General features: G+C 69.8%; 24 protein-coding genes. 6 read left to right on the top strand and 18 right to left on the bottom strand.

The genetic code is table 11. The features are described from left to right. Positions 1–90: 90 nt before the first annotated feature. The 5 genes from ACZ69Q_RS42350 to ACZ69Q_RS42330 all read right to left on the bottom strand — a co-directional run bounded on the left by ACZ69Q_RS42350 (position 91) and on the right by ACZ69Q_RS42330 (position 3,536). Entirely contained in the window at positions 91–390 is a 300-nt protein-coding gene (locus ACZ69Q_RS42350) for a DUF4229 domain-containing protein (RefSeq protein ID WP_471053440.1), read from the bottom strand. 75 nt (positions 391–465) lie between these two features. Continuing rightward, positions 466–1,002, bottom strand: a complete 537-nt coding sequence (locus ACZ69Q_RS42345) for a GNAT family N-acetyltransferase (RefSeq protein WP_471053439.1) — start codon at positions 1,000–1,002, stop codon at positions 466–468. Between the two features lie 46 nt (positions 1,003–1,048). Beyond that, positions 1,049–2,212 carry an aminofutalosine synthase MqnE gene (gene mqnE, locus ACZ69Q_RS42340; protein ID WP_471053437.1) on the bottom strand — a complete coding sequence of 388 codons (1,164 nt, stop codon included), beginning with the start codon at positions 2,210–2,212 and terminating at the stop codon, positions 1,049–1,051. A gap of 84 nt (positions 2,213–2,296) precedes the next feature. Then, complete coding sequence (locus tag ACZ69Q_RS42335; protein ID WP_471053434.1) at positions 2,297–2,752, bottom strand: Lrp/AsnC family transcriptional regulator; 456 nt, start codon at positions 2,750–2,752, stop codon at positions 2,297–2,299. Between the two features lie 100 nt (positions 2,753–2,852). Beyond that, positions 2,853–3,536: a UbiX family flavin prenyltransferase gene (locus tag ACZ69Q_RS42330; protein WP_471053432.1), complete on the bottom strand. Its 684-nt coding sequence runs from the start codon at positions 3,534–3,536 to the stop codon at positions 2,853–2,855. Between the two features lie 92 nt (positions 3,537–3,628). On the opposite strand from ACZ69Q_RS42330, the gene ACZ69Q_RS42325 reads away from it, so the two are divergent. Next, on the top strand, positions 3,629–4,246 hold the full coding sequence (locus ACZ69Q_RS42325) for a rhomboid family intramembrane serine protease (RefSeq protein ID WP_471053430.1): 618 nt from the start codon (positions 3,629–3,631) through the stop codon (positions 4,244–4,246). Positions 4,247–4,265: 19 nt separating this feature from the next. Here the strand turns inward: ACZ69Q_RS42325 and mqnP are convergent, their stop codons facing one another. Both mqnP and ACZ69Q_RS42315 read right to left on the bottom strand, forming a co-directional pair. Next, the gene (mqnP, locus tag ACZ69Q_RS42320) at positions 4,266–5,168 is read right to left on the bottom strand and encodes a menaquinone biosynthesis prenyltransferase MqnP (RefSeq protein ID WP_471053427.1); all 903 of its coding nucleotides are present in this window, start codon (positions 5,166–5,168) and stop codon (positions 4,266–4,268) included. Further along, complete coding sequence (locus ACZ69Q_RS42315) at positions 5,165–6,622, bottom strand: menaquinone biosynthesis decarboxylase (protein ID WP_471053425.1); 1,458 nt, start codon at positions 6,620–6,622, stop codon at positions 5,165–5,167. Before ACZ69Q_RS42315 ends, mqnP begins: the two co-directional genes overlap by 4 nt. Before the next feature lie 86 nt (positions 6,623–6,708). Here ACZ69Q_RS42315 and ACZ69Q_RS42310 point away from each other — a divergent pair, with 86 nt between their 5' ends. Further along, on the top strand, positions 6,709–7,032 hold the full coding sequence (locus tag ACZ69Q_RS42310) for a PLD nuclease N-terminal domain-containing protein (protein WP_471053422.1): 324 nt from the start codon (positions 6,709–6,711) through the stop codon (positions 7,030–7,032). Between the two features lie 105 nt (positions 7,033–7,137). Here ACZ69Q_RS42310 and ACZ69Q_RS42305 read toward each other — a convergent pair whose 3' ends face one another. Beyond that, positions 7,138–7,662, bottom strand: coding sequence for a hypothetical protein (locus ACZ69Q_RS42305; protein ID WP_471053420.1), 525 nt, complete (start codon positions 7,660–7,662; stop codon positions 7,138–7,140). Positions 7,663–7,925: 263 nt separating this feature from the next. On the opposite strand from ACZ69Q_RS42305, the gene ACZ69Q_RS42300 reads away from it, so the two are divergent. From ACZ69Q_RS42300 to ACZ69Q_RS42285, 4 genes are all read left to right on the top strand, one after another. After that, on the top strand, positions 7,926–8,873 hold the full coding sequence (locus tag ACZ69Q_RS42300) for a transglutaminase domain-containing protein (RefSeq protein ID WP_471053604.1): 948 nt from the start codon (positions 7,926–7,928) through the stop codon (positions 8,871–8,873). Between the two features lie 58 nt (positions 8,874–8,931). Next, positions 8,932–9,381 (top strand): nucleoside deaminase, encoded by a 450-nt coding sequence (locus ACZ69Q_RS42295; RefSeq protein WP_471053417.1) that lies wholly within the window; start codon positions 8,932–8,934, stop codon positions 9,379–9,381. Then, entirely contained in the window at positions 9,374–10,369 is a 996-nt protein-coding gene (locus ACZ69Q_RS42290; RefSeq protein WP_471053414.1) for an isopenicillin N synthase family dioxygenase, read from the top strand. Before ACZ69Q_RS42295 ends, ACZ69Q_RS42290 begins: the two co-directional genes overlap by 8 nt. Positions 10,370–10,490: 121 nt before the next feature. Then, on the top strand, positions 10,491–11,882 hold the full coding sequence (locus tag ACZ69Q_RS42285; RefSeq protein WP_471053412.1) for a condensation domain-containing protein: 1,392 nt from the start codon (positions 10,491–10,493) through the stop codon (positions 11,880–11,882). Positions 11,883–11,895: 13 nt separating this feature from the next. Here the strand turns inward: ACZ69Q_RS42285 and ACZ69Q_RS42280 are convergent, their stop codons facing one another. From ACZ69Q_RS42280 to hemL, 10 genes are all read right to left on the bottom strand, one after another. Further along, complete coding sequence (locus tag ACZ69Q_RS42280) at positions 11,896–12,297, bottom strand: SRPBCC family protein (RefSeq protein WP_471053409.1); 402 nt, start codon at positions 12,295–12,297, stop codon at positions 11,896–11,898. A gap of 38 nt (positions 12,298–12,335) precedes the next feature. After that, positions 12,336–13,265, bottom strand: a complete 930-nt coding sequence (locus tag ACZ69Q_RS42275) for a CU044_5270 family protein (protein WP_471053407.1) — start codon at positions 13,263–13,265, stop codon at positions 12,336–12,338. Beyond that, positions 13,262–13,867 carry an RNA polymerase sigma factor gene (locus tag ACZ69Q_RS42270; RefSeq protein WP_471053404.1) on the bottom strand — a complete coding sequence of 202 codons (606 nt, stop codon included), beginning with the start codon at positions 13,865–13,867 and terminating at the stop codon, positions 13,262–13,264. The genes ACZ69Q_RS42275 and ACZ69Q_RS42270 overlap by 4 nt, the downstream gene beginning before the upstream one ends. A 77-nt stretch (positions 13,868–13,944) precedes the next feature. After that, positions 13,945–15,045: a c-type cytochrome biogenesis protein CcsB gene (ccsB, locus tag ACZ69Q_RS42265; protein ID WP_471053402.1), complete on the bottom strand. Its 1,101-nt coding sequence runs from the start codon at positions 15,043–15,045 to the stop codon at positions 13,945–13,947. Beyond that, entirely contained in the window at positions 15,042–16,772 is a 1,731-nt protein-coding gene (resB, locus tag ACZ69Q_RS42260) for a cytochrome c biogenesis protein ResB (RefSeq protein WP_471053400.1), read from the bottom strand. The genes ccsB and resB overlap by 4 nt, the downstream gene beginning before the upstream one ends. 3 nt (positions 16,773–16,775) lie before the next feature. Further along, complete coding sequence (locus ACZ69Q_RS42255; RefSeq protein ID WP_471053397.1) at positions 16,776–17,549, bottom strand: cytochrome c biogenesis CcdA family protein; 774 nt, start codon at positions 17,547–17,549, stop codon at positions 16,776–16,778. A 1-nt stretch (position 17,550) separates the two neighbouring features. After that, positions 17,551–18,156, bottom strand: coding sequence for a TlpA family protein disulfide reductase (locus tag ACZ69Q_RS42250; RefSeq protein ID WP_471053394.1), 606 nt, complete (start codon positions 18,154–18,156; stop codon positions 17,551–17,553). 66 nt (positions 18,157–18,222) lie between these two features. Beyond that, positions 18,223–19,524 carry a polysaccharide deacetylase family protein gene (locus tag ACZ69Q_RS42245; protein WP_471053601.1) on the bottom strand — a complete coding sequence of 434 codons (1,302 nt, stop codon included), beginning with the start codon at positions 19,522–19,524 and terminating at the stop codon, positions 18,223–18,225. 162 nt (positions 19,525–19,686) lie between these two features. Further along, on the bottom strand, positions 19,687–20,397 hold the full coding sequence (locus ACZ69Q_RS42240) for a histidine phosphatase family protein (RefSeq protein WP_471053598.1): 711 nt from the start codon (positions 20,395–20,397) through the stop codon (positions 19,687–19,689). 41 nt (positions 20,398–20,438) lie between these two features. Next, a complete protein-coding gene (hemL, locus tag ACZ69Q_RS42235) occupies positions 20,439–21,773 on the bottom strand; it encodes a glutamate-1-semialdehyde 2,1-aminomutase (RefSeq protein ID WP_471053392.1) in 1,335 nt (444 codons plus the stop codon). Between the last annotated feature and the right edge of the window lie 111 nt (positions 21,774–21,884).

Genomic DNA, 21,884 nt, shown 5'->3' with positions numbered 1-21,884 from the left:
GACAGCCGTGCCACAGGGGTGGATCCGGCCGTCGCGCACCATTGATCGGGACAAGGGTAGAGGCCGCGTTCGCGCGGCTACCGCCGGGTACTAGGAGGTCTGCCCCTGCGCGCGGGCCGTGTCGTCCGCGACGTCCTCCTGGCTGCGGTTCGCCTCCAGGTTGGCCTTCATGCGGTCGACGCGCTGGACGATCCCGACAGAGGCGCGGTCACGCTCCTTGCGCAGGATCACGAAGCTGATCGGGGCCGAGAGCAGCAGGGCGAGCAGCACGATCCACATGCCGTTGGAGTCGCCGAGGCCGCGCGGGGCGAGGCCGGAGTAGACAAGGCCCCAGACGACCACGAGGCAGCCCACGAAGATCCCGAGGCGCATCAGTGTGTAGCGGAGCATCTCAATCCACTCTTCCGATTCCAAAAAGGGCCACTGCCCAGTGAAGCACGGCGGACCGCCGATCTTGCAGGGGGGTCAGCCGGTGGTCCGGTCGAGCGGCAGCAGCATGATCACGTCGTCCCGGTCGTGGCCCGGCGCGACCCGGATGGCGTCCGGGATCCGGCCGACCTCCTTGTAGCCGCAGGAGCCGTAGAAGCGCTCCAGGCCGAGGCCGCCCCGGCAGGTGAGCCGGATCGCCTCGACGCCCTCGAAGGTGCGGGCCGACCGCTCGGCGGCGGTCAGCAGGTCGCGGCCGTAGCCCTTGCCCTGGTGCCGGGGATGCACCATCACCGTGTACAGCCACGCCCAGTGGGTCATCAGCCGGTGCGTGTTGAAGGTGAAGAACGCCGTCGCGGCCACCTCGCCCGCGGCGTCGTGCCCGACCAGCAGTCGGCAACGCCCCTCCGCCATCGCCACGAAGTGCCGCACCAGCTCCGGCCGGACGTCCTCGCGCGCCACCGGCGGCACGAACCCGACGGCTCCGCCCTTGTTGGAGACGTCGGTCCACAGGTCGAGGATGCCGTCGCGCAGGGCGGGGGTGACGGCGGGGTCGAGTGTGAAAGTAAGGGACACGAGGTCATCGTATCCCTTACGAACCCGCGTCCTCAGGGCAGTTGAATCACACCCGCATGGGCTGCGGGGACTCGCGGCGCTCCGGGTCCGGGCCGTCGTACTCGCGGATGATCTCGTAGCGCGTGTTGCGCTCCACCGGGCGGAAGCCCGCGTCCCGGATCAGGTCCAGGAGGTCCTCGCGGGTCAGCTTGTTCGGGGTGCCGAAGTTGTCCGCGTCGTGGGTGATCTTGTACTCGACGACCGAGCCGTCCATGTCGTCGGCGCCGTGCTGGAGGGCCAGTTGGGCGGTCTGCACGCCGTGCATGACCCAGAAGACCTTCACGTGCGGGACGTTGTCGAAGAGCAGCCGGGAGACCGCGAAGGTCTTCAGGGCCTCGGCGCCGGTGGCCATCTGGGTGCGGGCCTGGAGCCGGTTGCGTACCTTGCCGTCCTTCATGTCGACGAAGTCGTGCTGGTAGCGCAGCGGGATGAAGACCTGGAAGCCGTTCGTCTCGTCCTGGAGCTCACGCAGGCGCAGGACGTGGTCGACGCGGTGGCGCGGCTCCTCGATGTGGCCGTAGAGCATGGTGGAGGGCGTCTTGAGACCCTTCTCGTGCGCCAGGCGGTGGATGCGGGACCAGTCCTCCCAGTGGGTGCGGTGGTCCACGATGTGCTGACGGACCTCCCAGTCGAAGATCTCCGCGCCGCCGCCGGTCAGGGACTCCAGACCGGCGTCGATGAGCTCGTCGAGGATCTCCGAGGCGGACAGCCCGCTGATCGTCTCGAAGTGGTGGATCTCCGTGGCCGTGAACGCCTTCAGGGAGACGTTCGGCAGGGCCGCCTTCAGCTCCCGCAGCGAGCGCGGGTAGTAGCGCCACGGCAGGTTCGGGTGCAGGCCGTTGACGATGTGGAGTTCCGTGAGGTTCTCCGCCTCCATCGACCTGGCCAGCTTCACGGCCTCCTCGATGCGCATCGTGTACGCGTCCTTCTCGCCCGGCTTGCGCTGGAAGGAGCAGTAAGCGCAGGAGGCCGTGCACACGTTGGTCATGTTGAGGTGGCGGTTGACGTTGAAGTGGACGACGTCGCCGTTCTTGCGCGTGCGCACCTCGTGGGCGAGGCCGCCGAGCCACGCCAGGTCGTCCGACTCGTACAGCGCGATGCCGTCCTCACGGGTCAGCCGTTCACCGGCCCTGACCTTCTCCTCCAGCTCGCGCTTGAGCCCGACGTCCATACCCACACCTTTCTCCGACGACCCGTCCAACCGTACGCCCCCACCCTTCGGGCGGGAGGTGCCCCCAGACAGCGCTCAAGGCGCCTACACCTCTTCGGGCAGTCCCCCGACCCGGTTCTCCCACTTCGTGGAGAGCACGATCGTCGTACGGGTCCGGGACACACCCGTGGTGCCGCTGAGCCGCCGGATGATCTTCTCCAGGCCGTCCACGTCGGCCGCGCGCACCTTGAGCATGTAGGAGTCGTCGCCCGCGATGAACCAGCAGTCCTCGATCTCGCCCAGGTCGCGCAGGCGGTTCGCCACGTCCTCGTGGTCGGTGGCGTCGGACAGCGAGATGCCGATCAGCGCGGTGACGCCGAGACCGAGCGAGGCGGAGTCGACGGTGGCGCGGTAGCCGGTGATGACGCCGGCCGCCTCCAGCCGGTTGATGCGGTCGGTGACGCTGGGGCCCGACAGTCCGACGAGGCGCCCCAGCTCCGCGTAGGAGGCCCGGCCGTTCTCCCTCAGGGCCTGGATGAGCTGCCTGTCCACCGCGTCCATGCGATTGAAAGCCTTCCGCTGAAGAGGTCTGACGTACTTGCTGAACTGAGCCTTGAAGTGATGAGTGCTGCTGGTACCGCGTGATGCGGTGGCGTGCCGGTCAGGTGGAGAGGGCGCCGCCGCCCAGTTCGCCCTTCCAGCGGCGGTAGAGGCGGTGCTCGACACCCGCCGCGTCGAGGACGCGGCCGGCGACGAAGTCCACCAGGTCCTGGATGTGCGTGGCCCCCGCGTAGAAGGCGGGCGAGGCGGGCACGACGGTCGCGCCCGCGTCGTCCAGTGTCACCAGGTGACGCAGCGTCTGCCCGTTCAGGGGCGTCTCCCGTACGGCGACGACGAGCTCGCGCCCCTCCTTCAGGGTCACGCTCGCCGCGCGCTGCAACAGGTCCTTGGACAGCCCGAGCGCGACTCCGGCGACGCAGGCGGTGGAGGCGGGCACGATCAGCATGCCCTTGGTGGCGTACGACCCCGAGGACGGCCCGGCGGCGAGGTCCCCGGCGTTCCAGTACCGGACGTCCTCGATGTCCGCCTCGAAGGTCCCGGGCTTGCCGTCGGCGCCCCGCGCGAGCCATTCGCGCAGGTCGTCCTGCCAGTGGGCGTCCCGGAACGAGATCCCCGTCTCGTCGAGGAGGGTGAGCCTCGACGCCCGGCTGACGACCAGATCGACGCTTTCCCCGGCGGCGAGGAGCGCGCGCAGCACGGCGGCGGCGTATGGGGTGCCGGAAGCGCCGGACACCCCTACGATCCAAGGCGTACGCGCCGTCTCTCCTGGCTTGGCTGGGTTCACGACACCGAGCCTATCCGGCGTGGCGGGGTGGGAACCGACCAAGGGGTGCCAGGCGTTCCCGTTTGGGGACGAGTTGGGCGGTGGGGGTTGCCATGCCGGACATGTGGGACGCGCGGCGCGAGGTGTCGCGCAGTGACCGGGCGCTGACCGCGGCCAAGCTGATGGCGGGCTGGGTGGCGCTGCTGTGGCTGCTGGAAGTGGCCGACGTGATCAGCGGGCACGCGCTGGACGGCTTCGGCATCGTCCCGCGCACCGGGTCGGAGCTGGTGGACGTCGTCCCGGCCGCCTTCATCCACTTCGGCTTCGCCCATGTCGCCGCGAACAGCGTGCCGCTGCTGGTCCTCGGGTTCCTCGCGGCGCTCGGGGGCATCCGCCGGTTCGCCGCGGTCTGTGCGCTGATCATCGTCGCGGACGGGCTGGGCGTGTGGCTGATATCCCCCTCCGGCACCAACACCGCGGGCGCCTCCGGCCTGATCTTCGGCCTCTTCGGCTTCCTCCTGGTCACCGGCTTCGTCGAGCGGCGCCCGCTCGGCATCCTGGCCGGCCTGCTGGTGGCCGCGATCTGGGGCGGCTCGATCCTGGCGGGCCTGGCCCCGACCCAGTCCGGCGTGAGCTGGCAGGGCCATCTGGTGGGGCTGGTGGCGGGGGTGGCGGCGGCGTTCGCGTTCCGCCGCCGCGACACCCATCCACGTCAGGAGCTCATCGCCTAGGTGTGCCGGGCCTTCTGACTCAGACGGTCAGCCCGCGCACGAGCAGGTCCAGCAGCGCGCACACGAACAGGGCGATCCCGATGAACCCGTTGACGCTGAAGAACGCCCTGTTCAGGCGGGACAGGTCATGGGGGCGGACGATCGAGTGCTCGTAGACGAACGCGCCGGCGACGATCAGCAGGCCCAGCCAGAAGAAGGCGCCCGCGTCCGTGGCGAGGGCGTACCAGGCGAACAGGGCCGTGGTGACGGCGTGGCAGACCCGCGCTCCCCAGATCGCCGCCGGGATGCCGAAGCGGGCCGGGACCGACATGACGCCGATCTCGCGGTCGGTCTCGACGTCCTGGCAGGCGTAGATCAGGTCGAAGCCGCCGATCCAGATGCCGACGGCGAGGCCGAGGATCACCGCGTCCCAGGACCAGGTGCCGGTGATGGCGAGCCAGCCGCCGACCGGACCCATCGCCTGGGCGAGGCCCAGGATGGCCTGGGGGAAGTTGGTGAAGCGTTTGCCGTAGGGGTAGACCACCATCGGGATCACCGCGATGGGGGCGAGGGCCAGGCACAGGGGGTTCAGCAGTGCGGCCGAACCCAGGAAGATCACCAGGGCGATCAGGGCGCCCGTCCAGGCGTGCCGTACCGACATGGCGCCCGTCACCAGCTCACGGTGCGCGGTGCGCGGATTGCGGGCGTCGATCTCGCGGTCGATGATCCGGTTCACGGCCATCGCGAAGGTGCGCAGGCCCACCATGCAGATCGTCACCAGCAGCAGCCGGCCCCAGTGGATGTTCTTGTCCATCTGGAACATCGCGGTGAGCGCGGCGATGTACGCGAAGGGCAGCGCGAACACCGAGTGCTCGATCATGACGAGGCGGAGGAACGCCTTCGTGCGTCCTGGCTGCGGGATCGCCGCGGAGGCGCTGCTCACAGGCCGTACTCCTTCCAGCGGCGGTCGACCTTCGCCGCCGTCTGCGGGTCGGACTCGACCATGTCGGGCCAGCCACCGTCGCGGGTGTAGCCCTCCTCGGGCCACTTCTTCGTCGCGTCGATGCCTGCCTTGCCGCCCCAGAACTGCTGGTAGGAGGCGTGGTCGAGATGGTCGACGGGGCCTTCGACGACCGTGAGGTCGCGGGCGTAGTCGGTGTTGCCGAGGGCCCGCCAGGAGACCTCGTGCAGATCGTGCACGTCGCAGTCGGAGTCGACGACCACGATCAGCTTGGTCAGGGACATCATGTGCGCACCCCAGATCGCGTGCATCGTCTTCTGGGCGTGCTTGGGGTACTTCTTGTCGATCGAGACGATCGCGCAGTTGTGGAATCCGCCGGACTCGGGCAGGTGGTAGTCCACGATGTCCGGGACGATGATCTTCAGCAGGGGGAGGAAGAAGCGTTCCGTCGCACGACCCAGGGGGCCGTCCTCCGTCGGAGGCCGGCCTACGACGATCGACTGGAGCAGGGGTCGGCGGCGCATCGTCACGCAGTCGATCTTCAGGGCCGGGAACGGCTCCTGCGGGGTGTAGAACCCGGTGTGGTCGCCGAAGGGCCCCTCCGGCAGCATCTCCCCCGGCTCCAGCCACCCCTCCAGCACGACCTCGGCCTGCGCGGGGACCTGGAGCGGGACGGTCTTGCAGTCGACCATCTCGATCCGCTTGCCCGCGACGAAGCCGGCGAAGAGGTACTCGTCGATGTCACCGGGGAGCGGGGCGGTGGACGCGTACGTCACCGCGGGCGGACAGCCGAAGGCGATCGCGACCGGCAGCCGCTCTCCCCTCCTCGCCGCCACCTGGTAGTGGTTGCGGCTGTCCTTGTGGATCTGCCAGTGCATGCCGATCGTGCGCTTGTCGTGGCGCTGCAGGCGGTACAGACCGAGGTTGCGTACGCCGGACTCCGGGTCCTTGGTGTGCGTGAGCCCCAGGTTGAAGAAGGAGCCGCCGTCCTTGGGCCAGGTGAACAGGGCCGGCAGTTGCTCCAGGTCGACCTCGTCGCCGTGCAGCACGACCTCCTGCACCGGCGCGCTGTCGGACTTCACCTTCTTCGGCGGCACGTGCGTCATCGCGCCGAGCTTGCCGAAGGCCTCGCGGACCCCGACGAAGCCGTGCGGCAGCTCGGGCTTCAGCAGCCCGCCGATCTTGTCGGAGATGTCGCCGTACGACTTCAGGCCCAGGGCCTTCAGCAGCCGGCGGTCGGTGCCGAACACGTTCATCGCGAGGGGCATCGAGGAGCCCTTCACGTTCTCGAAGAGCAGCGCGGGACCGCCGGACTTCTGGACCCGGTCGACGATCTCCCCGACCTCCAGATACGGATCGACCTCAGCCTTCACACGCTTGAGGTCGCCCTCGCGCTCCAGCGCCCTGAGCAGGGAACGAAGATCGTCGTAAGCCATGAGGTCAAGTATCCCCGAGCGGCTACCCTGGCCCTTACCCCGGGGGCCGTGCCCCCGGTCCGCCGACCGTTTCGCTGAGAGGGCCCATGCTCCGGGTGCTGATGTTCCTCGTGCCACTGGCGCTGAGCGTGTACGCGTTCATCGACTGCATCAGCACGAAGGAGGACGACATCCGCCACATGCCGAAACCGCTGTGGGCGATCCTCGTGTTGGTCTTCCCGCTGGTCGGCTCCATCTCCTGGCTGATCGCGGGCAAGAAGCGCAGCCCGGCCGCCGAGGGCTGGTCCGGCGTACGCAACCGCCCGCGTCAGCAGTGGGTGGCCCCCGACGACAACCCCGAGTTCCTGAAGTCCCTGGACGAGGACGACGACAAGAACAAGGACGACGGGCCCAGGCGCGACGAGCCCTGACGACTACCGATCGGCCGTGCACACCCAGGAGACCCGGCACACCCGATACCGCCGTGGCTTCATGGACTACGCGGTGCGGGAGAGGCAGCCCGCCGCCGGACGTCACTACCTGGCGTGGCTGTCCCTCAGCTCCCGCAGCCGCAGGGCCTCGCGTTGCGCGGCCGCGCGATGGCCGAGGTCGAGGGCCATCGTGCCGCGTCCGTAGACGTAGCAGGCGTCCTCGCGTGTCCGGGGGTCCAGGCCGCGCGCCCGGCACAGGGCGTGGTAGTCGAGGTCCAGGGAGAGCCGGGTGCCCGACATCCAGTCACGGGCCGGGGTCGACAGCGTCTCGCGCAGCACGTCCTTGAAGTGGTCGCGCGTCAGCCGGTCCGCCGCGGCGGGGCGGGGCACGCCGGGATGGTACGGGTGGTCCACGAGGTCGTCCGCCCACGCCTGAAGCGTCCGCACGGCGTCCTCGGCCGCATCGAGGTCGCCCCCGGCGTACGGGAGCGCGCACACCCCCGCCGCCAACTCCCTTGCCTCCCGGGCCCGTTCCTCGTCACGCCCGCCGCAGGCGGCCACGAACGCCGCCAGCACGGCACCCCGCTGCCGCAACTCGGCGATCCGCCAAGCCCGCTCCCACCACACCATCGACCCTCCCCGCCCCCGGAGTTCCTGGTGATCACCGGGCCCGGCCACACAACACCCGCCGGCCACCGCGCCGCCACCGAATTACCCGGACGGCGAGGCGGGCCAGCCCGGACACCCCGAGCAGGCCAGGAGCGCGAACCGCCCCTGGACAATTCGGCGCGAAATTTGGCACGGTGAGGTGCACCGGCCCGTAATCGAACACGCGGTCGATGCCTGCTGGGAGTACAGCCGTGTCCGCCACCCCTGCCTCCGCCCTCGCAGCCGTGTCCGCCACCCCTGCCTCCGCCCTCGCACCGGACGCCGCCGCCTTCTACGTCACCCAGAGCCCCTTCTCCGCGCCCGGCGAACTGGCCTCCCGGTACGCCTCACTGCCCCGCGATCCGGCCGAACTCGCCCGGGTCGTACGCGACTTGGTGATCCATCGCGTCGAGGGCGAGCTCTTCGGGCACGTCATCGCGACCGACCGGCTCCACGACGACGCCGAGACCCGGTACGTCGACGACATCCTGCGGATCGTGGTCGGGCGCGACGACGCCCCGCTCGGCCGGCGGCGCGACGTCGGCGACCGGTTCGTCGGCGTCTGCCGGGACTTCTCGCTGCTGCACTGCTCACTCCTGCGCCACATGGGCGTCCCGGCGCGCATCCGCTCCGGCTTCGCCGACTACTTCCGCAAGGACGGCTCGGACGACTTCCATGGCGACCACGTCGTCACCGAGTACTGGGACGGGCGGCGCGGCGCCTGGCTCCTCGCCGACGCCCAGCTCGCCGACCCGGCCGTCACCGTGAACTGGGACGTGGACTTCGACCCCATGGACGTACCGCGCGACCGGTTCCTGGTCGCGGGCGAGGCATGGCGGGCGATCCGGGAGGGCGGGGCGGACGAGAGGAAGTTCGGGCTTCATCCGCCGCAGGAGGGGCCGTTCTGGGGCGAGCGGTTCGTCGCGGGCAACGTGCGGCTCGACCTCGCGGCGCTCAACAAGGTGGAGACCCTGCTGTGGGACGTGTGGGGAGAGGAGGACGGCGAGCCGGGCGAGCCCCTGTCGGAGGCGACGCGCGCGCTGTACGACCGCGCCTCCCTCGTCGTCAGCGGCGAGGTGTCCTTCGCGGAGGTGCGGCGGCTGTTCGCCGAGGACGACACCCTGCGCACCCCGGACACGGTGACCTGCTTCGCCCCCTTCAACGGCGAGAGCCGCATCACGCTCCGCCGCTGAGCCGGCTCGCCCCCTTTCCGCCGTTGCCGGCGCCGGCCCGTCACTGGAGAGTGAGGGCATGGATCATTCAGAGGCACGCGAGTGGCTCGGCACCGCGCTCGCGGAGGCCCGCGCCGGGCTCGGCGAGGGCGGCATCCCGATCGGCGCCGCGCTGTACGGGGCCGACGGGGCGCTGCTCGGGCGGGGTCACAACCGCCGGGTGCAGGACGGCGACCCCTCCATGCACGCGGAGACGGCCGCCTTCCGGGCGGCGGGACGGCAGCGGTCGTACCGCGGCACGACCATGGTGACCACCCTCTCCCCCTGCTGGTACTGCTCGGGCCTGGTCCGGCAGTTCGGCATCTCCCGGGTGGTGATCGGCGAGGCGGTCACGTTCCGCGGCGGGCACGACTGGCTGGCCGGGCACGGTGTGGACATCGTGCTGCTCGACGATCCCGAGTGCATCGACATGATGCGCGCCTTCATCGCGCACCATCCCGACCTGTGGAACGAGGACATCGGTGAGTGACCAGCCCCGAAACCCCGGCACGCCCCGCATCCCCACGATCGACCTGCGCCCCTGGGTGAACGGCGACGCCGAGACCCGCAGGGCCATCGCCGGCACCGTCGACCAGGCCCTCCAGACCGCCGGCTTCCTCCTGGTCACCGGGCACGGCGTGGCCCCGGCCCTGCGCGCCCGGATCCGCACCGCCGCGCGCGCCTTCTTCACGCTCCCCACCGAGGCAAAGCAGGCGTACGAGGTGAAGGTCGGCGGTCGCGGCTGGCTCGGACCCGGCGCGGAGGCCAACGGCTACTCGGAGGGCACCGAGACACCGCCGGACCTGAAGGAGTCGCTCAGCTTCGCGACGCACGAGCCCTTCGAGGACCCGGTGGTCAACGCCGAGTGGTACGCGCCGAACGTGTGGCCCGGCGAGGTTCCCGAACTGCGGCCGCTGGTCGAGGAGTACCTCGCGCGGATGGGTGAGCTGGAGAACCGCCTCCTCGCCCTGCTCGGGGAGGCCCTCGGCCTCGAACCCGACTTCTTCACCCGGCACATGGACCACCCGACGTACGGCTTCAACATCAACTGGTATCCGGGCAGGGAGGTCCTCGGTGAGCCGGAGCCGGGCCAGTTCCGCATCGGACCGCACACCGACTTCGGGACGGTGACGATCCTCGACCGGCAGGCGGGCAAGGGCGGCCTGCAGGTCTACACGGACGACGGCGGCTGGGAGGACGCGCCCTACGACCCGGAGGCGTTCACCATCAACATCGGCGATCTGATGGCCCGTTGGACCGGCGACCGGTGGCGGTCGGGGCGGCACCGGGTACTGCCGCCGCCGGCCGACGCGCCCGCCGAGGAGTTGATGTCGCTCGTGTACTTCGGAGAGTGCACGCCCGGCACGATCGTGGAGTCCGTGCCCGCTCCGGTGGGCCGCGTGGCCCACCCGCCGGTCGACTCGCATGTGTATCTGCGGCAGCAGTTGGACTCGATCACCGTCGACCGAACCGGCTGATCAGCTCGCCGATCCGGGCGGTCGGCCCGTGTGATCGCCGGACCGTTTCCGAGGAAGGGTTGCCTCGTTGGGCGGGATACCACCCTTTCGGGTGTGTCCCCCGCCGCGAATGGAGCCGCCTGTGCGAATGACTGACATCCAGCGCTGCGAGGTCCGGCCCGGACGACTCGTCGAATGGACGTTCAGTCCGGCGAGCGTCGCGGCGGCGGCAGACCTGCCGGAGGACTCACGGCCCCCGGCGTACATCCAGGAGTCGCACATCAGGACCGCCCGGTCCGTGCGGGACGACGGCCTGTTCGTACCGACCTGGCTCGGCACCGCCTTCGACATGCCGGGCCGCGTCGACCTCGACGCGCTTCAGGAGGCCCTGCGCGACTGGACGCTCAGGCACGAGACGCTGCGCAGCGGGTTCCGCTGGTCCGGCGAATCGGGCGACGAGATGCGCCGGTTCACGCTCGACGCCGACTCGGTGTCCCTGCACCGCACGGTGGTCGGCGACTTCACCGACCCGGCCGCCCTGGTCCGCCACCTCCAGGACCGCTTCGACGCCACGGCGGACGCGCTGCGCTGGCCCAACCTCATCTACACGGCCGTGGTCCGGGACGACTCCACCAGCGTGTACATGGCCTTCGACCACAGCAACGTCGACGCCCACTCCATCCACCGCATCCCCGCCGAGATCCACGAGCTGTACGCGGCACGGCTCGCGGGCAGGTCCCCGCAGTCGGCGCCGGCCGGCAGCTACGTCGACTTCTGCGAGATCGAGCGCACGGACGCCGACCGGATCGACGACCGCCACGAGATCGTGGCCCGCTGGCGGGAGTTCATCCGCCGCTGCGACGGCCGACTGCCGAATTTCCCCGTCGACCTCGGCCTCGACCCCGAGCCGGGCCTGCCCACCCAGAAGCTGCTGCGCGAGGAGCTCACCGACCCGGACACCGCCGCCGCGTTCGAGGCGTACTGCCGTCCCCACGGCGGCAGTTCGGTCGGCATCCTGGCCGCCACCGCCCTCATCGTCCACGAGATCGGCGGACAGCCCGTCTACCGCACGGTCGTGCCGTTCCACACCCGGGTGAAGTCCCGCTGGAGCGACTCCGTGGGCTGGTACGTCGGCGGCGCGCCCATCGAGATCTCCGCGGAGCAGGCGTACGACCTGCCCAGCGCCCTGCGGACGGTGCGCGACGCGCTGCACGCGGCCCGGCATCTGGCCCGCATGCCGCTCGCCCGGGTGCTCCAGTTGCTCGGCGCGGACTTCCGCCCCACCTCACCCGACCTGTACTCGATCGTCTCCTACGTCGACACCCGCGGCATCGCCGGATCCGGGCAGTGGACCGAGCAGAAGGCGTACGGGCTGATCAGGGTGTCGTACGGCGACCAGGTGTGCGCCTGGGTCACGCGGCTGCACGAGGGCCTGTGGTTCGCCAGCCGCTACCCGGACACCGATGTCGCGCAGAAGAACATGCGGCTGTATGTGGAGCGGCTGCGGGACGTCATCGCCTCGACCGTCCGGTAGGCCGAGCGGCTCTTCAGGAGCCGTCCTCCAGCACGACGATCAGCCGCTCGAAGCGGGCCCGCCAGCGCTGCTCGGTCTCCGCCTCGCCCTGGAACTCGTGGGTGAAGCGGAGCGCGGCGCCCGCCTCGCCGTCCCGTTCCAGGTGGAAGCGGATCCGGCCGCCCTGCACCGTGTACTCGGCGACCCGGTCCACGTCCCAGGCGGTGATCTGCCCGCTGCCGAAGTCGCGCAGGTCGACCTCGCCGCCGAGGCGCGGTTCGAGGGTGTCGACCGGGGTGCACCAGGACGTGAGCCCTTCCGGGGTGGCGAGGCACGGCCAGACCGCGTCCATGGCCCGGGGAAGCCGCACCAGGAAGTGCAGGATGTGGGTGTTCCCGTGGGTCTGGCTGATGCCCTGCTCAATGGAACCGGTCATGACACCAGCCTGACCCCGCCGGGCACGAAGTGCACCCCTTACGGGCGCTGACCTGCGCGATCGACCACGGCCCGGTCGAGGATCACCGCGTTGCCGACGACCTGGCCCCGCTTGATGTCCGAGAAGTCCTCGGTGGCCACGGACCGCTCGCCGAGGAACTCATGGGTCTTCGCGTCGAAGATCCACTCGTCCCGGGTCGGGTTGTCGGGGTCGTCCCGGGTGATCGCGACACCCCGCCGGCCGGCGGCGTCCACCACGTTCTCCACGACCTTCACACCGGGGATCCGGGCGACCGAGCGAAAGAGCGCGGCGGCCTGCTGCGGCGGCACCAACGCGTCCCGGATCAGATCGCCGACCAGCACGAACATGGCCTGGTCGGTCACCTGGCCGCTGTTGTGGGGGCCCACCTTGCGCAGCCATTCGTACATCTCGTCCGGGTCGGTGGGCAGCGTCGACAGGTGGCGGTAGTTGGTCGACACCTCGTAGCCCGGCTTGCCCGGGGCGGGCTCCGCTTCCGTCGGCCACTGACCGCGTCCGTCCTCCCGGACCAGGCCCTCGCGGGTGCCGTCGACCGACGTCCACTGCTCGGAGCGGTGCAGTGGCGGGATCTTGGTCTTCTTCCCCTTCTCGTAGCCGGCGTAGGAGACCTTGCTGTCGATGTACACGAACTGGTCGTCGCGGATCTCGCCGTACCCGCCGCCCGCGTCCTCGGCCGCCAGCGCGATGTCCTCCAGCAGCGCCGCGGTCGCGTTGCCGGGCGGCCTGGCGCTCGCACCGCCGCCGGACGACGGCAGGACGACGAAGGTGACGGCGGCCGCGGTGGCGACGGCGGCCGCGGCGAGCGCGGGGCGCAGCCACCTGGCGCGCGGGCGTGCGGGTTCCTCTTCGCGCCGGATCTCTGTCATCAGATGCTCCTTGAGGAGTCGGTGACGGCCCGGCGGAAGGCCGTGTTCGGGAAGCTGGTTCATCGGTTTCCCTCCCTGATGGGCCTGACCGTGTTGGTGCGGTCACCTCTCATCTGTCCGCCCTCGTGCGGCGGTTCCATATGTTTCGCGAGTTTCGTCCGAGCACGGGAAAGCCGTGATCGTACGGTCCCGACGGGCACCCCGAGCGCGTCCGCGGCGGCCCGGTAGTCCAGACCCGACCACACGCACAGCGCCAGCACCTCGCGCTCGGCCCGCCGCAGCCTGGCCAGCGCGGTGCGCACGAGGGCCAACTGAGCGGTGTCGTCGAGGCGGTCGGCGACCTCGTCGGCGAAGTCCCGTACGGTCTCCTCGCGTGGCAGGCGGGCGACGGCGGCCGCGTGTCTTCGGGTGGCGCGGCGCAGGTTGCGTGTGACGTTGGTGGCGATGCCGAGCAGCCAGGGGCGCGGTGAGCCGCCGTCCTCGTCGAGCCGCTCGCGCAGCCGCCAGGCCTCCAGGAAGGTCAGCGAGACGACGTCCTCGGCCACGGGCCACTCCCCCGTGAGCCGGAAGGCGTGGTTGTAGACGGAGCGTGCGTGCGCGTCGAAGAGCTCACCGAATGCGCCGTGGTCCCCCGCGCGGATGCGTTTCCGCAGATTCGTATCCACACCCCTCTACCTGTCCGCACGACAAAGGCCGGTTCCCATGACCCAGGTCACAGGAACCGGCCTTCGCGGCAAGGGACTTACACCCCGGCGTACGAGTGCTTGCCGGAGACGAAGATGTTGACGCCGTAGTAGTTGAACAGCCAGCAGCCGAAGGCGATGAGGGCCAGGTAGGCGGCCTTGCGGCCCTTCCAGCCGGCCGTGGCGCGGGCGTGCAGGTAGCAGGCGTAGGCGACCCAGGTGATGAAGGACCAGGTCTCCTTGGGGTCCCAGCCCCAGTAGCGGCCCCAGGCGTCGCCCGCCCAGATGGCGCCCGCGATGATCGTGAACGTCCACAGCGGGAAGACGGCGGCGTTGACGCGGTAGGAGAACTTGTCCAGGGACGCCGAGGCGGGCAGCCGGTCCAGGACGGAGTTCGCGAACCGGCCGGGGGTACCGCCGTTCGCCAGCTTGTTCTCGTAGCTGTCCTTGAAGAGGTACAGCAGCGTGGAGACGGCGCCGACGTAGAACACCGCGCCGCAGAAGATCGCCGTGGAGACGTGGATGTACAGCCAGTACGAGTGAAGGGCGGGAACCAACTGGTCACTGGCGGTGTACAAGACAGTGACGGCGAGGCCGAGATCGAGGAGGACCGTGGTGATCAGGAAAAGCCCGAGCCAGCGCACGTTCTTCTTCAGCGCGAGCAGCGCCAGGTACACACCGACGGCGACCGTGGAGAAGGTGATGTTGAACTCGTACATGTTGCCCCACGGCGCCCGCTGCACCGACAGAGCGCGCGTGAGCACACCGCCGAACTCGACCAGGAAGGCGAGGACGGTGAGGGAGATGGCGATACGCCCGTAGAGGTCGCCCTGCTCGTCCCCGCCGTGCGCGCCGGGCCCGTCCGGCACGTCCCGCTGCCCGGCCGTGGCCCGCACGACGACCTTCGGCCGCTCCAGTACGGCGGTGGAGCCGCCCTTGTTCACGGTGACGGCGGGCGCGGCGGCCTTGGCGGCCTTCGCCGGGGTGAGCGCGGCGGCCGTGCGGCCGACCTTGCTGCGGCTGCCGAGGAGCCATTCGGCGATGTACGCGAAGAAGGCCAGGGTGTAGACGGCCATCGACGAGTAGATCAGCGTGTTGCTGATGCTGGCGAGGTTCTCGTTGGTGGCGGCGGCCAGATCGGTTGCGGCGGCGAGAGTCACTTCTCAGCCCCTTCGGCAGGTACGACTTGGGGGTCGGGGGAAGCTTCGGAATCTGCGGGGTCGTCGTCGGCATCGGGAGCGCCCGGTGCCTGCTCGTACAGGATCCCGGCGAGGTCGCCGAGTTCCTCGGGCACCTTGGCGGACTCGCTGCGGCCGAGGCCGGCCATCTCGACGACCGTGACGCCGTCGCTGCCGGTGGCGGCCCGCACCCAGACACGGCGGCGCTGGATGAACAGGGAGGCGGCGAGGCCGAAGATCGCGGCGAGGGAACCGGCCAGCGCCCAGCCGGCGCCGGGCTGGCGGGCGACCTGGAAGCCGGCCCACTCCTTGATCTCCTTCTCGAAGGTGACCGTGCCGGCGCCGTTCGGGAGCTTCATGGTCTCGCCGGGCTTGAGGTTCTCCCGGACCTGGGCGCCCTTGGCGTCCTTGAAGCCCTTCAGGTTCTTCTTGTCGAGCTGGTACACGCTCTGCGGGATGCCCGCGTCGACCCCGAGGTCGCCGTGGTACGCCTCCAGGTTGATGACCGGGTTCAGCAGCGCGGGGAACTGCGAGGCCAGCTCGTTGCCCTTGACGTAGGTGGGCAGGAAGAAGGCCTGGAAGCCGAGCTGCTCCCGCTCGCCCTTGGCGTTGCGGTAGCCGTCCATGACCTTGATCGCACCGGTTGAGGTGACATTGCCGTCGAGCGGGAGCAGGGGCACGGCGTCGCGGTAGACGATGTTGCCCTTGCCGTCGCGGATCGTGATGACGGGGGCGTAGCCGTGGCTGACGAGATAGACCTTCGAGTCGCCGATCTCCAGCGGCTCGTTGACCTCGACGGTGGTCTTCTTCTCCTTGCCGTCGGCGCCCACGCTGTAGCTGATGTCCGCCTTGTAGATCCGCGGGGTGCCCTTGTTGGGGCCGGACGCCTCGTAGGTGCCGGTGAAGTTCTTCAGGTTGAAGCTGAACGGGTCCAGGTCGTCCTGGGTGAAGAGGCTGCCGGACTTGAAGTCGTCGTACTGGGTGAGGGTGTTGGAGAACCCGTCGCCCTCGACGACCAGCTTGTTGCCCTCGGACTTGAAGAGCTGGCCCCAGGCGAAGGCGATCAGCATCACGATCAGCGCGATGTGGAAGGCGAGGTTGCCGACCTCGCGCAGATAGCCCTTCTCGGCGGCGACGGCGTCACCGGCGAGATGGGCGCGGAAGCGGCGCTTCTTCAGCAGGGCGAGCGCGGCCTCGCGGACCTGCTCGGGCTCGGCCTCGGTGCGCCAGGTGGTGTAGGCGGGCAGCCGGGTCAGCCGCTTGGGGGCGCCCGGCGGACGGCCGCGCAACTGGCCGACGAACTGCCAGGTGCGCGGGACGATGCAGCCGATGAGGGAGACGAACAGCAGGATGTAGATCGCGGAGAACCACACCGAGCTGTAGACGTTGAAGAGGCCGAGCTTGTCGTAGATCGGCGCGAGCGTCTCGTGCGTCTTGCGGAACTCGGCGACCTTCGTCTCGTCGATGCCGGTCTGCGGGATGAGCGAGCCGGGGATCGCGCCGAGCGACAGCAGCAGGAGCAGCAGCAGGGCGACCCGCATCGAGGTGAGCTGCCGCCAGAACCAGCGGGCCCAGCCGATGACGCCGAGGGAGGGCAGGTTGGGGGCGTCCTCGGTGGGGGCGGTGGAGAGCTGGGAGCCGGCGGCGCCCAGGTCCTCGTCACCCGCGGCCGGCGTGCTGTCGGGCGCGCTGGTCTTCGTCTCGCTCATCGATCAGATCCCCACAGTGAAGCCGTTGGACCAGACCTGCATCTCCTGCACGATGCGGTCCCAGGCGCCGGTCAGCAGCAGCACACCGGTCACGATCATCATGGTGCCGCCGATGCGCATGACCCAGGCGTAGTGACGCTTGATCCAGGCGAAGGCGCCGAGCGCCTTGCGGAAGGCTACGGCAGTGACGACGAACGGGATGCCGAGCCCGAGGCAGTAGGCGACGGTCAGCAGGGCGCCCCGTCCGGCGCTGGCCTCGTTGATGGCGAGGGTCTGCACGGAGGACAGGGTCGGGCCGATGCAGGGCGTCCAGCCGATGCCGAAGAACGCGCCGAGCAGGGGCGCGCCGGCGAGTCCGGTGGCGGGCCTGGTGTGGAAGCGGAACTCCCGCTGGGTCAGCCAGGGCATCAGGCCCATGAAGAAGACGCCCATCAGGATCATCAGGACGCCGAGGATCTTCGTCAGCAGGTCCTTGTTCTCCTGGAGGGTCGAGCCCCAGTAGCCGAACAGGGCGCCGCCGGAGACGAAGACGACGGTGAAGCCGAGCACGAACAGGGAGGCACCGGCGACCATCCGCCAGCGCCGGGTCTCGGCCAGGTCGGTGCCGCTGACTCCGGTGACGTAGGAGAGGTAGCCGGGGACGAGCGGCAGGACGCACGGGGAGAAGAAGGAGACGAGGCCGCCGAGCACGGCGATCGGCAGCGCGAGCAGCAGGGCGCCGTGCATGACGGTGCCGTTGTAGGTCGCGCCCTCGGCGAGCGTGGACAGTGCGCTCACGTCACTTCTCCGCGAGGACGGGCTTGATCATGCTGCGCAGGGTGTCCTCGCCCAGGGGCATCAGCGCCCGCGCGGCGATCTTTCCCTCCCGGTCGATGACGAGCGTGGAGGGGATGGCCTGCGGGTTGAGCGTGCCCTTCTTGAAGCGGAGCATCTGCTTGCCCGTGGGGTCGTACAGGCTCGGGTAGGTGACCCCGAACTCCTTCTCGAAGGCCTTCGCCGGGGTGGTGCTGGTGTCCCGGGTGTTGATGCCGACGAACTCGACGCCCTGGCCCTTGACGTCCTCGTAGACGGTCTGGAAGTTCTTCGCCTCGGCCCGGCAGGGCGGGCACCACGATCCCCATACGTTGACGACGAGGATCTTGCCCTTGTAGGCGGCGGTGTCGAGCTGCTTGCCGTCGATGGTCTCGCCGGAGAGGGCCGGCGCGGCGGCGCGCTTGCCCTGGGCGACGGTGTCGATGCCGTTGTTGCCGGTGACGAAGTTGGTGTCGCCGCCGCCACCGGACGTACCGCCCGAAGTGCACGCGGACAGGACCAGCGCGGCTGTGGCGGCGCCAGTGGTGGCGAGCAGGGCGATACGGCTACGGGCGCGGCGGGCGGCACTCATGTGAAAAGTTTCGCATGTCCGTTCCGGGGATCTTGCGCACCCCCCTCCCGGGCGTAAACCCGCATTTCAGGCAGCGTTTTGGGTGCTGTTGGAGGAGCTTGAGGAGGAGCCGGTGGGGGTGGGCTTCAGGAAGGAACTCCAGCCCCCCGCAGGCTCCTGCCCGACTTCCAGAGTGCGCAACTTGTCGAGGATGTCCGGCTTCTGTACGTCCATCCAGTCCACGAACTGCCGGAAGGAGACGAGTCGGATGTCGCCGCCCTTCTCCCTCTCCTGCGCGATGTGCTTGAGGGCCTCCTCGACGGCGTCCATGTAGATGCCGCCGTTCCACTGCTCGAAGTGGTTGCCTATGAAGAAGGGTGCGCGGTTTGTCTCGTACGCCCGCTTGAATCCCTGGATGTACGCCTGCGCCGCCTGCTCGCGCCAGCCCGGGTAGTTGTGGCTGGGGGCGTTCGTCGAGTTGACCGACTGGTTCGCGAGCATGTTGTAGTCCATCGAAAGGACCTCGAAGCTGTGGCCGGGGAAAGGTATCTGCTGCAACGGCAGATCCCACAGCCCCTGCTTCTTGTCCGGCCACACCTGACGGCCGCCGGGCGAGGAGGCGTCGTAGCGCCAGCCCAGCTCCTTGGCGGTGGGCAGCAGGTTGTCCTGGCCGAGGAGGCAGGGCGTGCGGCCGCCGACGAGCTCCTTGTCGTAGTCGAAGGGCAGCGAGGGCAGATCGGTCCACCCGGAGTTCGTCCGCCACTCCTTGACGAAGGACTTGGCCTGGTCGATCTCGCTGCGCCACTGCTTCGAGGTCCAGTTGCCGACGGTGCCGGTGCCGCCGCAGAAGTGGCCGTTGAAGTGGGTGCCTATCTCATGACCTTCGAGCCAGGCGCGGCGGACGCCCTTCAGCGTCTGCTTGATGTGGTCGTCGGTGAGGTAGCCGATGTCGGAGGCGCCGCGCGGGTTGTTCGGCGGGTCGTAGAGCCGCTTCTTGCTCTCGGGCAGCAGATACAGCCCCGAGAGGAAGAAGGTCATGTGCGCCTCGTGCTCCTTGGCGAGGTCCAGGAAGCGCGGGAACAGACCGTTGCCGACCTCGCCGGCACCGTCCCAGGAGAATATGACGAACTGCGGCGGCTCCTGGCCCGGCTCCAGCGGCTCCGGCTTGGCGGGCTGGTTCGGCTGCTTGCCGGTGAAGGAGGTGGAGCCGTCGCCTATGGGGCGGGCGCGGTCGGTCTGGGGGCCCGGCTTGTTCCCCGCGCCGTCCCCGGAACCCGATGACCCGTTCGAACCGTCTGACGAGGTGAGGGTGCCGCACCCCGCGAGCCCGAGGCCGGCGGCCGCTCCGGCACCGAGTCCGATGGCTCCCCTTCGGCTGAAGTTGCGCATTGCTGCCCCGTCCGTCGTGCTTGCTCTGGTGGTCACCCAGTCAGAGGGCACGACGAACGAGGAGGTTCCTCCGAATCACGGAGGATTCGCAACAAATGTCACAAACGTGTCTTAGGTCGCCTTGGGCGGCCTTGGATGTCCTTGGGCGGCCATGGGGTGCCCTCAGGCGCCGAAGGCCTTGTCCTTCCCCTTCACCGGCTGGGCGCCGGCGCGGAGATGGGCGGGCACGAGATCGATGGCGGGCTCGGTGTAGCCGACGGACACGATCTTGTCGCCCTGGTACGTGAAGGTCGTCAGGGACGCCAGGGTGCACTGCCGCTTGCGCGGGTCGTGCCACAGCCGGCGCCGCTCGACGTAGCTGCGCACGATCCAGATCGGCAACTGATGGCTGACCAGCACGGCCTCGTGTCCGCGGGCGGCGTCCTTGGCGGCGTCCAGCGCGCCCATCATGCGCACGACCTGGTCGACGTACGGCTCGCCCCAGGACGGCCGGAACGGGTTGACCAGGTGCTTCCAGTTCGCCGGCTTCTTCAGCGCCCCGTCGCCGACGCCGAAGGTCTTGCCCTGGAAGACGTTGCCGGCCTCGATGAGCCGCTCGTCGGTCGCGAGGTCGAGTCCGTGCGCCTTGGCGATCGGCGTCGCGGTCTCCTGCGCCCGCTCCAGCGGGGAGGCGCACACGTAGGTGACGTCACGGGGGGCGAGGTGCTCGGCGACCCGGTCGGCCATCTGCCGCCCGAGCTCGGACAGGTGGTAGCCGGCGAGACGGCCGTAGAGGATCCCGTCCGGGTTGGCCACCTCGCCGTGCCGCATGACGTGGACGACGGTGACGTCGTCGCCGGTCATGGCGCCGTCGTTGATGAGGCTGTCGCTCATGGAGTCGTCGCTCACGGAGTTGTCGTTCATGGGGTTGTCGCTCATTCCGCCGTGGCCTCCGCCGCCGCTCGGGCCGCCGCCGGGAGGGCGTCGGCGATGCGCTGGACCGCCTGCTCGTCGTGTGCCGTGGACACGAACCAGGACTCGAAGGAGGAGGGCGGCAGGTAGACACCCTGCGCCAGCATCGAGTGGAAGAAGGCGGTGAAGCGGAAGGACTCCTGCCGCTTGGCGTCCTCGTAGTTGCGGACCTCACGGTCGGTGAAGAACACCGAGAACATGTTGGAGGCGTTCTGGAGCCGGTGGGCGACGCCTTCCTTGGTGAGGGCCTCGGTGACGAGGGTCTGGACGGTCTGCGACACCGCGTCGACCTTGTCGTACGCGGCCTGGTCGAGCAGCCGCAACTGGGCGAGGCCCGCGGCGGTGGCGATCGGGTTCCCGGACAGGGTGCCCGCCTGGTACACGGGGCCGGCCGGGGCGAGGTGGGCCATCACATCGGCGCGGCCACCGAAGGCCGCGGCCGGGAAGCCGCCGCCCATCACCTTGCCGAACGTCATGAGGTCGGGCCTGACCCCGTCCACGCCGTACCAGCCGGCGCGGCTGGTACGGAACCCGGTCATGACCTCGTCGGAGATGTACAGGGCGCCGTTCTTGTGGCAGGCGTCCCGCAGCCCCTCGTTGAAGCCGGGCTGCGGCGGGACGACGCCCATGTTGCCGGGCGAGGCCTCGGTGATGACGCAGGCGATCTCACCGGGGTGCCGGTGGAAGGCCTCGTGCACGGACTCCAGGTCGTTGTACGGCAGCACGATGGTGTCGCCGGCCTGGGCGCCGGTGACGCCGGGCGTGTCGGGCAGGGCGAAGGTGGCCACACCCGATCCGGCGGCGGCGAGCAGAGAGTCGACGTGCCCGTGGTAGCAGCCGGCGAACTTGATCACCTTGGTGCGCCGGGTGAATCCGCGGGCGAGCCGGATGGCGGACATGGTGGCCTCGGTGCCGCTGGAGACCAGCCGCACCTGCTCCAGCGGCTCGATCCGGTCGACCATCTCCTCGGCGAGCGCGACCTCGCCCTGACCGGGCGTACCGAAGGACGTGCCGCGGGACACGGCGTCCTGGACGGCGGCGATCACGTCCGGGTGGGAGTGCCCGAGGATCATGGGTCCCCAGGAGCAGACGAGGTCGACGTACTCACGTCCGTCGGCGTCGGTCAGGTACGGACCGGTGCCGGACACCATGAACCGGGGCGTACCGCCCACGGCGCGGAAGGCGCGCACCGGGGAGTTCACGCCGCCCGGTGTGACGGCGGCCGCACGGTCGAACAGAGCCTGCGAGGCAGGCGCATCGTATGGATAGGGCGTTCCTGAAGAGGGCGCTTCGCTCATGGCCTGCGACTACTCCGACCTTCTCTGACCTACTCCGATGATCTCGGACTCCGGTTGCCAGTGACCTCCTCAGGGTAGGCCAGCGGGCGGCGGCGACAGCGGGGCGCTACC

The sequence above is a fragment of the Streptomyces sp. NPDC036764 genome, from assembly GCF_055609385.1.
This window is presented reverse-complemented; position numbering and strand designations above follow the sequence as displayed.